General features: G+C 38.4%; 11 protein-coding genes, 21 tRNA genes and 1 rRNA gene. 2 read left to right on the plus strand and 31 right to left on the minus strand.

The window, feature by feature from the left end:
• Nucleotides 1-76 precede the first annotated feature (76 nt).
• The 3 genes from OEZ61_RS04915 to OEZ61_RS04925 are packed head-to-tail and all read right to left on the minus strand — an operon-like array spanning nt 77 to nt 2401.
• A complete protein-coding gene (locus tag OEZ61_RS04915) occupies nt 77-964 on the minus strand; it encodes an RluA family pseudouridine synthase (RefSeq protein ID WP_290047065.1) in 888 nt (295 codons plus the stop codon).
• Nucleotides 957-1766 carry an NAD kinase gene (locus OEZ61_RS04920; protein ID WP_034531818.1) on the minus strand — a complete coding sequence of 270 codons (810 nt, stop codon included), beginning with the start codon at nt 1764-1766 and terminating at the stop codon, nt 957-959. Before OEZ61_RS04920 ends, OEZ61_RS04915 begins: the two co-directional genes overlap by 8 nt.
• A gap of 2 nt (nt 1767-1768) precedes the next feature.
• Nucleotides 1769-2401 (minus strand): GTP pyrophosphokinase family protein, encoded by a 633-nt coding sequence (locus OEZ61_RS04925; protein WP_034531820.1) that lies wholly within the window; start codon nt 2399-2401, stop codon nt 1769-1771.
• Between the two features lie 179 nt (nt 2402-2580).
• On the opposite strand from OEZ61_RS04925, the gene OEZ61_RS04930 reads away from it, so the two are divergent.
• Nucleotides 2581-3222, plus strand: a complete 642-nt coding sequence (locus tag OEZ61_RS04930; protein ID WP_263500603.1) for a DsbA family protein — start codon at nt 2581-2583, stop codon at nt 3220-3222.
• Between the two features lie 38 nt (nt 3223-3260).
• On the opposite strand, the gene pepF is transcribed toward OEZ61_RS04930, so the two are convergent.
• The 4 genes from pepF to OEZ61_RS04950 all read right to left on the minus strand — a co-directional run bounded on the left by pepF (nt 3261) and on the right by OEZ61_RS04950 (nt 8129).
• Nucleotides 3261-5060, minus strand: coding sequence for an oligoendopeptidase F (gene pepF, locus OEZ61_RS04935; RefSeq protein ID WP_034534504.1), 1800 nt, complete (start codon nt 5058-5060; stop codon nt 3261-3263).
• Nucleotides 5061-5098: 38 nt separating this feature from the next.
• The gene (locus OEZ61_RS04940) at nt 5099-6181 is read right to left on the minus strand and encodes a competence protein CoiA family protein (protein ID WP_290047066.1); all 1083 of its coding nucleotides are present in this window, start codon (nt 6179-6181) and stop codon (nt 5099-5101) included.
• 64 nt (nt 6182-6245) lie between these two features.
• Nucleotides 6246-7307 (minus strand): adaptor protein MecA, encoded by a 1062-nt coding sequence (locus tag OEZ61_RS04945; RefSeq protein ID WP_051961097.1) that lies wholly within the window; start codon nt 7305-7307, stop codon nt 6246-6248.
• A gap of 60 nt (nt 7308-7367) precedes the next feature.
• A complete protein-coding gene (locus tag OEZ61_RS04950) occupies nt 7368-8129 on the minus strand; it encodes an MBL fold metallo-hydrolase (protein WP_140999894.1) in 762 nt (253 codons plus the stop codon).
• A 92-nt stretch (nt 8130-8221) separates the two neighbouring features.
• Between OEZ61_RS04950 and OEZ61_RS04955 the strand changes: the two genes are divergently transcribed.
• Nucleotides 8222-8674 carry a hypothetical protein gene (locus OEZ61_RS04955; protein ID WP_034531825.1) on the plus strand — a complete coding sequence of 151 codons (453 nt, stop codon included), beginning with the start codon at nt 8222-8224 and terminating at the stop codon, nt 8672-8674.
• Nucleotides 8675-8713: 39 nt separating this feature from the next.
• On the opposite strand, the gene OEZ61_RS04960 is transcribed toward OEZ61_RS04955, so the two are convergent.
• The 24 genes from OEZ61_RS04960 to rrf form a co-directional block, all read right to left on the minus strand.
• Nucleotides 8714-10915, minus strand: a complete 2202-nt coding sequence (locus OEZ61_RS04960) for a copper-translocating P-type ATPase (RefSeq protein ID WP_290047067.1) — start codon at nt 10913-10915, stop codon at nt 8714-8716.
• A 20-nt stretch (nt 10916-10935) separates the two neighbouring features.
• Nucleotides 10936-11346, minus strand: coding sequence for a CopY/TcrY family copper transport repressor (locus OEZ61_RS04965; RefSeq protein ID WP_051961099.1), 411 nt, complete (start codon nt 11344-11346; stop codon nt 10936-10938).
• 115 nt (nt 11347-11461) lie between these two features.
• Nucleotides 11462-11549 (minus strand) — tRNA-Ser (locus OEZ61_RS04970).
• 8 nt (nt 11550-11557) lie between these two features.
• Nucleotides 11558-11630, minus strand: a tRNA-Glu gene (locus OEZ61_RS04975).
• Nucleotides 11631-11685: 55 nt separating this feature from the next.
• Nucleotides 11686-11760 (minus strand) — tRNA-Asp (locus OEZ61_RS04980).
• A gap of 4 nt (nt 11761-11764) precedes the next feature.
• Nucleotides 11765-11838: transfer RNA gene (locus OEZ61_RS04985), tRNA-Met, on the minus strand.
• A 26-nt stretch (nt 11839-11864) separates the two neighbouring features.
• Nucleotides 11865-11937 (minus strand) — tRNA-Glu (locus tag OEZ61_RS04990).
• A gap of 13 nt (nt 11938-11950) precedes the next feature.
• Nucleotides 11951-12038 (minus strand) — tRNA-Ser (locus OEZ61_RS04995).
• 2 nt (nt 12039-12040) lie between these two features.
• Nucleotides 12041-12115: transfer RNA gene (locus OEZ61_RS05000), tRNA-Ile, on the minus strand.
• 7 nt (nt 12116-12122) lie between these two features.
• Nucleotides 12123-12193 (minus strand) — tRNA-Gly (locus tag OEZ61_RS05005).
• A 32-nt stretch (nt 12194-12225) separates the two neighbouring features.
• Nucleotides 12226-12298, minus strand: a tRNA-Phe gene (locus tag OEZ61_RS05010).
• 7 nt (nt 12299-12305) lie between these two features.
• Nucleotides 12306-12380 (minus strand) — tRNA-Asp (locus OEZ61_RS05015).
• 4 nt (nt 12381-12384) lie between these two features.
• Nucleotides 12385-12458 (minus strand) — tRNA-Met (locus tag OEZ61_RS05020).
• Nucleotides 12459-12467: 9 nt separating this feature from the next.
• Nucleotides 12468-12555: transfer RNA gene (locus OEZ61_RS05025), tRNA-Ser, on the minus strand.
• Nucleotides 12556-12580: 25 nt separating this feature from the next.
• A tRNA-Ile gene (locus tag OEZ61_RS05030) sits at nt 12581-12654 on the minus strand.
• A gap of 9 nt (nt 12655-12663) precedes the next feature.
• Nucleotides 12664-12737, minus strand: a tRNA-Met gene (locus tag OEZ61_RS05035).
• 34 nt (nt 12738-12771) lie between these two features.
• A tRNA-Pro gene (locus OEZ61_RS05040) sits at nt 12772-12845 on the minus strand.
• 5 nt (nt 12846-12850) lie between these two features.
• A tRNA-Arg gene (locus OEZ61_RS05045) sits at nt 12851-12924 on the minus strand.
• A gap of 3 nt (nt 12925-12927) precedes the next feature.
• Nucleotides 12928-13016: transfer RNA gene (locus tag OEZ61_RS05050), tRNA-Leu, on the minus strand.
• A 19-nt stretch (nt 13017-13035) separates the two neighbouring features.
• Nucleotides 13036-13107, minus strand: a tRNA-Gly gene (locus OEZ61_RS05055).
• A 4-nt stretch (nt 13108-13111) separates the two neighbouring features.
• Nucleotides 13112-13184, minus strand: a tRNA-Thr gene (locus OEZ61_RS05060).
• 17 nt (nt 13185-13201) lie between these two features.
• Nucleotides 13202-13274, minus strand: a tRNA-Lys gene (locus OEZ61_RS05065).
• Between the two features lie 7 nt (nt 13275-13281).
• A tRNA-Val gene (locus OEZ61_RS05070) sits at nt 13282-13354 on the minus strand.
• Between the two features lie 6 nt (nt 13355-13360).
• Nucleotides 13361-13477 (minus strand): 5S ribosomal RNA (gene rrf / locus OEZ61_RS05075).
• Nucleotides 13478-13487 lie beyond the last annotated feature (10 nt).

Consider the following 13487-nt stretch of genomic DNA (forward strand, 5'->3'; position numbering starts at 1 on the left):
CAATTCAATATATAAGTATATCATATTCGTAAAGCCTTGATTTACAAGAACTAAAAAAGCCCCTAATATCAATATATTAGAAGCCTTGAATAATTGACGACATGTCCGTAGGAATTTTTGATTCACAGACTACGTCTTGTTGTGTAAAAGGATTATAAAATTTCATTTTGTAGCAGTGTAGTGCCTGACGATCCAACTCATGGTTGTCTGGATTGTAAAGCCAATCACCAATTAATGGATGCCCGATTGCTTCAAAGTGAACCCTGATTTGATGGGTTCGACCAGAATGCAGCTTAATCTTAACCAATGAGTGACTAGGTGTATTTTTAACCACCCACGCCTCCGTCTTGGAAGGTTTTCCACCATCCATCACGCATCTTTTAATAAACGAACCCGGTTGTCGCTCAATCGGTAGGTTAATTTCTAGATGTTCGTCATTTAGTGGATTTTCCACAATTGCGACATACATCTTTTCAATTTGATGGTGTTGCATTTGCTTATCCAATACCGAATGCGCAAAGTGATGCTTGGCGAAAATGATAATCCCACTGGTGTCCATGTCTAATCGATTGACGATATGAATCTTTTGATTATCGTAATTTTGTCTTTGAAAGTATCCCTTCACTCGATTAGCAATCGTTTCATTTTTATATAAATGAGATGGAAGACATGCCACGTGAGCTGGTTTATCCACAACCAAAAAGTGATCATCTTCATACAAAATGTTGATTGGTAGATTTGATACAGCAATAATGTCGTTGGCTGGTTCAGGCGGTAACGTGATGGTTACCTCGTCGCCTTGTGCCAACATATAATTGACCTTCTCTTCGGTTCCGTTAACTACGATTTTGCCGCCTTCGAATTTAATCTGTTTCAACAATGTGCGCGAAATACCATTTTGGCGTAAGAAAGTTCTTAATCGGATGGGACTGTCCTGTTGATTGGACCAGGTGAAACTAGTCATCCTCGTGAACTCCGATGAATGAATTACTTACACGTTTCCAGAAATGGGTATGACGATATTGAGCGAAGTAAATTCTATCGTTACAGATGGAATATGAAATTGATTTAATTGGACGATCAGAAATCAATAACTGGTCACATGTTAAAATGTTGTGTTTTGGTGAATCGGGAACAATTGTGATTGTTTCGTCAGGTGGCACAATTACAGGTGAACCTAAAGTTCTAAAGACACGGTTATTGATGGATGCCATTTCGGAAACCTGAATAGCGTTTAGTTGAGGATTAATGATTGCCCCACCAACTGACTTGTTATAAGCGGTAGAACCGGTTGGTGTGGAAACACAAAGTCCATCCCCTCTAAACTTTTCAAAGAATTCATCCTTGATGTAAATATCAGTAACCATTGTTCCGTTTATGCGTTTTAAGGTAGATTCATTTAGCGCAACGAAACTATCGTCTGGTCCACCATCGGTGTATTGAACCTTGATTGATAGCAATGGATAGCTAACGCTTTGACCATTATCGTCTTCCAAACTGTCGACTAGTTCTTTTACTTCGTAGTCACGCCAGTCGGTGTAAAAACCAAGGTGGCCAGTATGGATTCCCACAAAGCGAATCTTGCTAATTGCATCGCGATAATGATGAAAAGCTGACAAAAGTGTTCCGTCTCCCCCAACGGAAATCACAATTTGCGGATTTAATCCATCGTATTCAAGTTTTTCAGACGCATCAATTTTTTCTTTTAATTGTGTAGCAACCTCTTTGGATGTAAATCCGTCGTTACTATAAATTGCAACCTTCATAACTATTCATCCCTATTATGTTCATTTTTGCTTCCATCTTCTTGAGTTTCAATTAACTCATCTCTGATTTCAGACATCCCTTCATCCAACTTGAATGCTGTTTCCGCAGATTGTTGAAGACGCTTCTTCAATCCTTCTGGGAATTCACCATTGTACTTGTAATTTAGAGAATGTTCTACTGTTGCCCAGAAATTCATAGCAAGTGTTCTTACCTGAATTTCGGCTAAAATTTTCTTTTCTCCACCGACTAATTCGATTGGATACTCAAAAACAATATGGTATGAACGATATCCACTAGCTTTTTCACGATTAACATAATCACGTTCTTCCAAGATATTAATATCGCTTCTTCTTCTAAGAATGTCGACAACCACATAAATGTCATCAACAAATGGACACATAATTCTAAGTCCCGCAATGTCTTCCATATCTTGAGATAAACGATCTTCTGATACATAGCGGCGTTTCATTTTTTCTTTAATACTGTCGATTGGTTTGACTCGACCAGTAACAAACTCAATCGGACTTCTTTTATCCGATTGAATGAATTCTTTACGAATTCCTCTTAATTTGACCTTTAATTCACCTACGGCTTGTTCGTATGGAAATAAAAAGTCACTCCAGTTTTTTATCACTAGGCTAACCTCCTTGTTAAACCTAATTTACTACATTATTTTACCACACTATTCAAGAAGTAAAAAAGCAAACAATTTTTTACCGTTTATGAGCGAAATGGTTGTATTTACCGGTGTATTTGGTATTCTATTTAATGGAATTCATAGAACGAAACAAAAATCTTAATGGAGGGATAAAAGTGTTTGAACTATTTCTGTTTATAGATCCATTGTGTAAAGCATGCAGGAATTCAGAAAATACCGTTTTACAGATTTCTGAAGACGTTGATTCAAAATTTAAGTTGCAGTTCATTCCGATTTACAATCTAAAGGTTGTCCAAACCGACTTCTGCAACTCAAACAATCAACTAAAAAAACGATTATCTTCTGAAGAACTTTCTGCCTTATACAGAAACGTTGTCTTGGACTATAAGGCTGCCTTATTCCAAGGTATGAAAAAGGGACGTAAGTTCTTAACAGCGATTCAGGATAAACTATTGACTGAAGGTTACATCTACTCAGACGAAATGGCAATTGCAATTGCCAAGAAATGCGGTCTAGATGTTGAAATGTTTAAGGAAGATCGTCGTTCAAACCTTGCTAAGAAATCAATCAAAAAAGACCAAGATTTGGTCCAAAACATGAAGATTGAAAAACCAGCCTCAGCTGTTATCTTCAACTGTGAAGGAAACGATGATGGTATTTTAACTGATGACATTGAATACTCAACATTATTCAATGCCTGCTGTGATAAAAACTTAACTCCTGAATACTTAAAGGATGCATTAAGCGAAAGCAGTCTAAAAGAAACTAAAATGAAACACCTTCGTGTTCTAAAATAAAAAAAGCTTCCAACTAAAAGTTGGAAGCTTTTTTGTTATTAAATTAATGATTCTAATTCGTTTAATCTTTCTTCAAAGACCTTGAATGCATTTTCTAGGTAATCTGCATTAGTCATGTCAATACCAGCTTTTTTCATTACGTTTAATGGATAATCAGAACTACCTGATTTTAAGTAACCGATGTACTTATCAATTGCTTCTTGGTCGTTGTCACAGATGCCATCTGATAAATCAATGGCGGCTGCAAAACCAGTTGCGTATTGATATACATAGTAATTCATGTAGAAGTGCGGAATTCTGGCCCATTCGTATGCAATTTCTGGATCAGATACGACTCCATCACCGTAGTAACGTTGGTTTAGCTTGTAGTAGAAATCACTTAGCATCTTAGCTGTTAGTGGATTGCCCGCTTGTTCTTGTTGGTGGGCAAAGTCTTCAAATTCAGCAAATTGAGTTTGTCTGAAAATGGTTCCTTTGAAACCATCTAGGAAGTGATTTAATACGTACTTCTTAACTTCAACATCATCGGTATTCTTCAAAAGATAATCTGTTAAGATATTTTCGTTAGTGGTTGATGCGATTTCGGCTAAGAAGATTGAGTAATCACCATATTGGAATGGTTGATTATGGGTTGTGTAGTAACTATGCATACTGTGACCTGATTCATGAACCAGTGTAAACAAGTTATCAAGGTTATCTTGCCAGTTTAAAAGGATATATGGGTTAGTGTCGTATACTCCTGATGAGTATGCCCCACTTCTCTTTCCCTTATTTTCAACTACATCAATCCAACGATTGTTAAATTCTTCCTTGATATGATCAATGTAATCATCCCCAAGAATTGATAACGCCTTGATTGATTCTTCCTTGGCTTCATCAAAATTGTATGAGATTGGTGAGTTACCGAATAATGGTGTGTACAAGTCATACATGTGCATTTCGTCTAATGAAAGTAATTTCTTTCTTAGTTTCACGTAACGATGTAATAAAGGTAGGTACTTATTAACCGTATCAATTAGTTGTTGGTATACCTTTTCATCGATGTGGTTATTGCTCAATGCAGCTTCCTTAGCTGAGCTAAAGTGACGCATTGAAGCTCTAAAGTTATGCACCTTCACTTCACCAGAAAGTGTTGATGCTAATGTGTTCTTGAATTGGTTATAAACTGTGTATAACTGTTGGAATGCTTCCTTACGAACACTTCTGTCTGTGGATTCAAGTAACTTACTGTAGACACCATTTGATAGTTCGACCTTGTTACCATCTTCGTCTGATACCACTGGGAACTTCAAGTCGGAATTGGTCATTACACCGTATACGTTTGAAGGGGTATCAAAGATGTTACCTAAACTTGATAGAATTTTTTCATGTTCAGCATCCAGGATATGGTCCTTTTGGCTGAATAGTTCATCAAAATAGTGTGTGTAATCTGCTAATTCTGATTCTTCAACTAGCATCTTCTTTAGGTTATCTTCACTAATATTTAAAACCGCTGGTTCAAACCATGCTAGTGCTGATGATGCTTTAGATGCTAAATCAGCACATCTAGCATTCATGCTTTGGTATTCAGAATTTGATGTATCAGCATCACTCTTCAATGATGAGTATACATATAATTTTTCCACTTTACGTTCTAGTTTTTCGATTGCTTTTAAATCACTTAAAAGTGTTTTTGCATCAAAATGATCAGTCTTTAACTTTTCCACGGATTCGACTTCCTTGACGCATTCTTTGAAATCCGCTTCAAAGTCATCATCTGTCTTATAAATAGTTGTTAAGTCCCAGGTTAATTTTTCTGGTACTTCTGATCTCTTTGGTAATTGTTGTACTTCACTCATAAAAACACCGCCTTTTGAAATATGCTATCTCCATCTTATCAAAAAATAGTGTTATTTTGCGTACTTAGCTCATTTAATTTTTGATAGTAATCGTCAAACCACTTAATTTCGTCGATTATGTGTACTCTACCATTTTTAATTTGAATTTTTCGTTGAGTTATCAGCTGCATTATCAACAGTTTGAACTCATCTTTAATATATTGAGTGGCGTTATGCACAAGTGGATAATTCGTTTGTAATCCGACCATTTGATTGGCAAACTCAAAAACATCCCTTAATTTCACGCGTTCCTTGATATTCGTCATAATCAATATTTTCCATATCAAAAAGTTCTTCCCCATGATTGGACTGGTCACCTGTTTGATATCACACAAAATGGGTGATCCAGAAATATTATGATGCTGGTTATAACAAACGTTTTGCCATTTCAACATCTGTTGATTTCGATAAAAGATTTGGTTTTCAATCCTGGTTAGCTGACTAATTACACCATGCATACTACTTTTGTACTTAACAATGGTGCCCGGATTGTGAATAAACCTCAATAATTCATCCAATCGAGAAAACGTGATGCGCTGGTATCGTAGTTTTCCACACACATACTGACAGTTGTAACGAACCTCAATTTTTCGTTCGTTTACCAGCCAGAAAAAGATGGTAAAACCAATGGAATCGATATAGTAATAAAACTTATTCACACTATCGCTGCCAAAATGCTTTCTGTAGTTACTCCCCAATATCCATAGTGATTTCATATGTAGTTGATGGTATCCATCGATGCGTTCCTCCAATCGTTTCCGCGAAATCGGACTGCATTGAAACTCAAACGCTAGTTTTTGATACATCAAATCAGGACGTTGATTAATTTCGGGTAAATACTTTTCCACATGTGTATTTCTTTTATCAATGAAGTTCAATAGTTGTTCTTTGCCCATCAAATGTTCATTGCTCTCGCCGTCTTCCATCGCAATCACACACTGGCTGTTCTTAAAATGCGCAAAATGTGGCGCATTAATATTGCCGCGTTTTAAAATTAACTCTTCTTTACAGATTGGACAGTAGTACTTTTGATTATCTTTAGCTGCACTCGCACTGACTAGTTTTTCTTTATCAGATGCCATTAACATTTTCATCACCCAATAAATTAGATACGAAAAAAGACTGGCATATTTGCCAGTCTTTTTATTAGCCAAAGTATTTATTCACTTGGGTCATTGCTTGATGATCCATGATTACTTTCTTGTCGTTGTAATGTTTAAAGTCTACAGCGTTGACTTGGTTACCATATTCAACAGCTTCACTCACAGCACTGGTAAAGTGCTTGAAGTCAACTTCGTTTTCAGTTCTAGTAGTAGTTAATTGAACCACGTAGAATGAACCCACTTTATATAATGTTGAATCAACATCTTCTGTTCCATGAATTGCATCGGCTAGTTTAACAACGTTGTCGAAGTCGCTAACCTTTAGAATCATTTCCCACTTTTCAAGTTGTGGATTAAAGTGGCCTAAGCTTGGTTGCTTGGCATTTTTAACCATATCCTTGAATGGGTCACTATTAGAACGTTTGCTTGTTGAATCCAAGTCTTGACGTTCACTTCTAGCTTGGTTGATTGTCGCAATCATCATTAGCTTGTAATGGGCATAGTCATCGCTTCTTTCAAGCGCATCAATCATAGTTGAAAGGTTCAATTGAATGTTATCAATGAATTCCTTTGTCTTGTCATCATACTTGTGATCTTCGCTCTTGAAGTCTAGGATTTTTCCAAGCATTTCCTTGGCACGAATCAATGAGTACAAACTCTTGGTATCAGTATAGTCCTTAAAGTGGCCCATACTTGGTAGTTGGGCTCTTTGTTCGTCGGTTCTGTCTTCACCAGTGTCGGTAAACATCTCAGAGCTAGGTCCATCATAAGTTTCATTGTCATTTTCGTCGTCTTCGATTTCATCGTCGACGTTATCATCTTCTACTTGTTCATCATCATTATTGATTTGGTTTTGGTTATCAAAAACATTCTTATTCTTAATAAACATGTCTAACCCTGTACTGTTTGGCAATACTTGGAAAGATACTGCCCCGGTACTCTTGAATTCATCATCTACATCGATTTCGTCCAAGATTGAGTATAAGAAAGATTCAATGCCATCTTCATCACCTAAAAGTGATAATAAATCAATTCCGCGTTCATCTAATTCTTGATTAGTGATTGTTACTTTGATTGTTCCAGAATTAATTTTTTCCATTCTCATTATCGACACCTCTTCTCACGTTCGCTATTTGATAACTACATTTTAACCTATTATCAACGGTTAGTTCAATGATTTAACGTCTTTTAAATCAATTACCATCCCTGTTTTTGGTAAGATCACGTTTACTGAATTATTTGTCGCCATCTCAGTTTGTTTCTTTAAATCATCCAAGTCACCATATTGTGGTAAATGACTGATTAAAACATTGTTAACCTTAGCATCCAATGCTAATTTACCAGTTTCTTCAGAAGTCATATGCCACTTTTGACCTTCCTTGTCGTCATAGAAATTAGTATCGGTCATTAATAAGTCAGCACCTTCACAAAATGATGCTAAGTCTTCAAAGTATCTAGTGTCCCCTGTGTAAACTAGTACTTGATTGGTTGTCTTGTCTTTAATCTTAATCGCAAATGTAACGACAGGATGTTGTGTTTTCTTAAATGTAATTTCCAAGTCACCTAAGGTTAAGACATCATCTTCATGGTATGGTTTAGCAACCGTATCATCGAACCAGTTCAAAGCATTGAAGTGTTCTTCATCCTCAGTGTGGCCATAAATTGATAGAGGGCCTTTCTTTGGCTTATTAGGTGCTAGTTGCCAGTAGTGTTGTAAAACACCAACATCGGCAATATGATCACTGTGGTAGTGAGATAATAAGACCGCGTCTAGGTTGTATGGGTTTAAGTGCTTTTCTAATTCCAATAGCACCCCACTTCCACAGTCCAATAATAGATTGAATTTTTCAGTTTGAATTAAATATCCGCTTGTGGCGATTCCATTATCTGGATAACCACCATAATATCCTAATACAGTAACCTTCATTTTGCATACCTTCTACTTGTTTTTATTTATCTTTAGTGTAAATATATAGGTGTGATTTGTAAAATCTTTTTTATCATCTTGGAGGCGTAAAAATGGAAAATCAAATCAGCATGACATTTGGTAGCAATCAAATTTTAAACAAAATCAGAAAACAACATCCCGATGTAAAATTAAGTTTATTTAAAAACGGTGACGATCAGTATCAAATCGTCGATTTTTCCGGGAACCATAATATTTTCAAAAACCCAATTACATTCGATGTATTGAAGAATCATAACTTTACCGAAAAGTTTGAATTTGTAAATTATTCATACTTCAACCTATCAGAAGATGATCAAAAAATCTTTGATGCCAGCATCGAAAAGATGGATAATAACGCTACGTTAGATAACATGATCTCATTCGTCATCTTAAAGGAAACCGTTAACCGTAAGAGAACGGTTTTAATGACAACTTGGCATAATTATTTTGATTTCAATAATTGGAAGAAGAGAAATGACTTTTTGAATTTAGCAGAAATGTCCTTAAACTATAAACGAGCATAATAAAAAAGCACTTTGGAATTTATCCAAGTGCTTTTTTATTTACTTAATTTTTAATGTCATGGCATTAATTGCAACAATCACTGTACTTAGTGACATAATCACGGCACCTAACATTGGTCCAATGATAATACCAATTGAAGAAAGTGCTCCGGCTGCAAGTGGTAATGCGATGATGTTGTATCCAGCACCCCACCATAGGTTTTGAATCATCTTGGTACGAGCGTGTTTTGCTAGTTTAACCAAGTTAATCACATCTGCTGGATCACTGTTTACTAAGACAACGTCAGCGGATTCGATGGCAACGTCAGTACCTGAACCGATGGCAACACCTAAATCAGCCTTAGTAAGACTAGGTGCATCGTTAACACCATCACCGATAAACATAACTTTACCTTTTTCTTGGTACTTAGTAACTAGTTTTTGTTTGTCTTCTGGAACTAATTGGGCGTTAACTTCCTTAATTCCTAGAATGCTTGCTACCTTATCAGCAGCTTGTTGGTTATCACCGGTTAGCATAACTGGGATAATATTTTGACTGTTTAAGAAATCAATCATGTCCTTTGCACCAGGCTTGATTGAATCACCTTCAGCAATGTATCCAACAACATGTCCGTTTTCGACAACATAACTCAATGAGTTACCTTGTTGTAGATATTTGTCAGCAGTCTTTTGATCGTAATCAATACCATTCTTGTCTAGGTATGAGCTTGAAACAACTTGGTATTCCTTACCTTCTACTGTTCCCTTAATCCCTGAACCAGCGATTTCTTCAACTTTTTCTGCTTGAAGTGGTGCTTGGTTTAAATCTTTGAATGCTTGAACAATTCCTTGAGCAAGTGGATGACTTGAAGAAGCTTCAATTGCAGCAGCAATCTTAATTACATCCTTCTTGTCGATGTTTGAATCTAAACTATCGTAGGCATTAACCTTAAAATCACCTTGAGTTAAAGTACCTGTTTTATCCATTAAAGCGTATCTAATTTGTTTGATACCTTCTAGTGCAGTCTTGTTTCTAATCAATAAACCATGAGTGGCTGAAATTGAAGTCATTCTTGAAATTATTAAAGGAATGGCTAGACCTAAGGCGTGTGGACAAGCAATGATTAATACACTGACAGTAATCGGAATTGCGTATGCAACACCATCTAAGATGCTCCAAGTTATAAACGCGATTAAAGCAACAATTAATGCAGCGTAGAATAGGTATCCAGCAACCTTGTTAGCTAAATCTTCTGCTTCTGATTTTGATGATTGTGCTTCACTTACCATGTTCATAACCTTTGATAAGTAACCACTTTCACCTGTACCGGTAATCTTAACCTTGATAGTTCCGCTACCGTTGATTGATCCACCAATTACAGAATCATCGACACCCTTTTGCACGTCTCTTGATTCACCAGTGATTAGTGATTCGTTTAAAGCAGTACTACCATCGATAATTGTTCCATCAGCAGGCACCTTTTCACCTGATTTAATTAAGATGGTTTGGCCTTCTGATAATTCATGAACTGATACATCTTTAGTTTGACCATCTGATTGAACTAAGTGAGCATTGTCAGGTAATAATTCGGCTAGTTTGTTTAAAGCAGAACCAGCATTCATTACTGAGTTCATTTCAATCCAATGACCCAATAACATAATGACAATCAATGTTGATAATTCCCAGAAGAAATCATTTACCATTGGTGTCACCTTTAAAATGTCGTTAGCAATCACGGCGTATACACTGTATACATAAGCAACGGAAATTCCCATTGTGATTAGTGACATCATTCCTGGCTTCTTGCTCTTCATTTCACTGATACATGATGTAAAGAATGGGTAACCACCGTAAATAAAAAGGATAGTTCCTAGTACTAAAACAACAAAATCAGATCCAGGGAATGTCACTTGGAAAGGCATCTTCATTCCCATCATTGGTGACATGATAATAATTGGAATTGTTAGAATCAATGAAATCCAAAACTTCAATTTTAGGTTTCCCATATGCATGTGGCCCATGTGACTGTGATCCATGTGGTTCATATCATGTCCCATATGTCCATGGTCCATATGACTCATATCGTGGTCCATGTGATTCATGTCATGGCCCATGTGTTCATGGTCCATGTTACCCATATCATGATCCATATGGTGCATATCGCATTTATGATTTTGGTTGCTGTGATCATGGTGCTTGCAGCAAGCCATTTCTCCGTTGTGTTTTTCTTCATCATTCATATCATGCTTTTTTCCGCACATTTATCTCATCTCCAAATAGATTATTCTTCCAAGCACTTACAATGAACCTCTTCAGGTGCTGTATCTCTCTTTTTCTTTAGCACATCGATAATTGAATCGATATCGCTTTTACTTAATTCAATGCTTTCAATAACGTCATGAAGTGTCTCTCCATAATGCATACAACACATTGATTCAAACACTCTCTTAACAGACATATCATATGCTGCTTGTTCCTTAATGGCAGAATAATAAATGTTTTTCCTACCATCCTTCTTAATCCCTAATAATTCTTTATCACATAAACGAGATAATAATGTTTTGATTGTTGATGAACTCCAATCCATTTTCTTAGATAAGATATCGATCAATTGACTACTAGTTGTCTCCCCTAGTGTCCAAACAATTCTCATTACTTCCCATTCAGATTTCGTAATATCAGTCTTTTCCAAAAGCTGTATCACCCCATTCATTTATTTATTTAACATTTTATAGTCTACATTTGTAGACAAAAGAAGTCAAATAAAAAGGATTGCAACTTAATGCAATCCTTTATTTTCTACGTTAAGGAGAATGAGAGATTCGAACTCTCGCGTGGTTTGACCCACCTAGCGGTTTTCAAGACCGCCCCCTTCAGCCACTTGGGTAATTCTCCATAAATGATGACCCGTACGGGATTCGAACCCATGTTACTGCCGTGAAAGGGCAGTGTCTTAAACCACTTGACCAACGGGTCATAATAAATATTATGACAACAAAAAAAGATTATCCATCAAGGACGATCTCATTTACGGTTCGTACGAGACTCGAACTCGTGACCTCCTGCGTGACAGGCAGGCGTCCTAAACCGACTAGACCAACGAACCAAAATTGCGGGAGCCGGATTTGAACCAACGACCTCCGGGTTATGAGCCCGACGAGCTACCAGACTGCTCTATCCCGCGATAATTATATAAAAGAAAAATTTTAATGACCCGTACGGGATTCGAACCCATGTTACTGCCGTGAAAGGGCAGTGTCTTAAACCACTTGACCAACGGGTCAGTCAAAAACTAACGGAGAAGGAGAGATTCGAACTCTCGCGCCGGTAACCCGACCTACACCCTTAGCAGGGGCGCCTCTTCAGCCACTTGAGTACTTCTCCAATGGGCCTAGGGGGACTCGAACCTCCGACCTCACGCTTATCAGGCGTGCGCTCTAAACCAACTGAGCTATAGGCCCATATAAAAGCGGGTAACGAGAATCGAACTCGCGACAATAGCTTGGAAGGCTATGGTTTTACCACTAAACTATACCCGCATAATATAAAGTATAACATATATTTAGTTAAATGGCGCGGGACAGAATCGAACTGCCGACACACGGAGCTTCAATCCGTTGCTCTACCAACTGAGCTACCGAGCCATATAAACGGTTCGTACGAGACTCGAACTCGTGACCTCCTGCGTGACAGGCAGGCGTCCTAAACCAACTAGACCAACGAACCAAAATTGCGGGAGCCGGATTTGAACCAACGACCTCCGGGTTATGAGCCCGACGAGCTACCAGACTGCTCTATCCCGCGATAATATAAAGGAGAATGAGAGATTCGAACTCTCGCGTGGTTTGACCCACCTAGCGGTTTTCAAGACCGCCCCCTTCAGCCACTTGGGTAATTCTCCATGTGATGTGAAACAAAGTCCACTATGGACCTTGTAGGACTCGAACCTACGACCGGACGGTTATGAGCCGTCTGCTCTAACCAACTGAGCTAAAGGTCCAAGACCTAATCGCGGCAGAGGGGATCGAACCCCCGACCTCCCGGGTATGAACCGGACGCTCTAGCCAGCTGAGCTACACCGCGATATGTGACTAATATGACGAGTTATTAAACTCTATCGGGAAGACAGGATTCGAACCTGCGACCCCCTGGTCCCAAACCAGGTGCTCTACCAAGCTGAGCTACTTCCCGAGAAATGCACCCAGTAGGAGTCGAACCTACAACCTTCTGATTCGTAGTCAGACACTCTATCCAGTTGCGCTATGGGTGCATATGGTGCCGAGGACCGGGATCGAACCGGTACGGTTATCACTAACCGCAGGATTTTAAGTCCTGTGCGTCTGCCAATTCCGCCACCCCGGCATATATAATGAATTGGCAAAGCGGAAGACGGGATTCGAACCCGCGACCCCCACCATGGCAAGGTGATGTTCTACCACTGAACTACTTCCGCATAATGCCGACTAGAGGATTCGAACCTCCGACCCCCTGTTTACAAGACAGGTGCTCTGCCAGCTGAGCTAAGTCGGCATATTATATTAAATTAATGAGCCGTGGCAGGTTCGAACTGCCGACCCTCTGATTAAAAGTCAGATGCTCTACCGGCTGAGCTAACGGCTCGTATGGATGGAGGATACAGGGCTCGAACCTGTGACCTCCTGCTTGTAAGGCAGATGCTCTCCCAACTGAGCTAATCCTCCATAATTGCGCGGCGACTTCCTACCCTTGCAGAGGGCGATCCCTCAACTACTATCGGCGTTTAGAAGCTTAACTTCTGTGTTCGGCATGGGAACAGGTGTATCCTTCTAGCTATCGCCACCACACTATTTATCT

Source organism: Apilactobacillus sp. EABW-1NA (assembly GCF_030398685.1).
Classification (GTDB): domain Bacteria; phylum Bacillota; class Bacilli; order Lactobacillales; family Lactobacillaceae; genus Apilactobacillus; species Apilactobacillus waqarii.

Coding starts and splice junctions, on each gene's coding strand:
- OEZ61_RS04945 (WP_051961097.1), bottom strand. CDS start 7,307: ATGAGAATGGAAAAAATTAATTCTGGAACAATCAAAGTAACAATCACT.
- OEZ61_RS04915 (WP_290047065.1), bottom strand. CDS start 964: ATGACTAGTTTCACCTGGTCCAATCAACAGGACAGTCCCATCCGATTA.
- pepF (WP_034534504.1), bottom strand. CDS start 5,060: ATGAGTGAAGTACAACAATTACCAAAGAGATCAGAAGTACCAGAAAAA.
- OEZ61_RS04955 (WP_034531825.1), top strand. CDS start 8,222: ATGGAAAATCAAATCAGCATGACATTTGGTAGCAATCAAATTTTAAAC.
- OEZ61_RS04940 (WP_290047066.1), bottom strand. CDS start 6,181: ATGGCATCTGATAAAGAAAAACTAGTCAGTGCGAGTGCAGCTAAAGAT.
- OEZ61_RS04920 (WP_034531818.1), bottom strand. CDS start 1,766: ATGAAGGTTGCAATTTATAGTAACGACGGATTTACATCCAAAGAGGTT.
- OEZ61_RS04960 (WP_290047067.1), bottom strand. CDS start 10,915: ATGTGCGGAAAAAAGCATGATATGAATGATGAAGAAAAACACAACGGA.
- OEZ61_RS04950 (WP_140999894.1), bottom strand. CDS start 8,129: ATGAAGGTTACTGTATTAGGATATTATGGTGGTTATCCAGATAATGGA.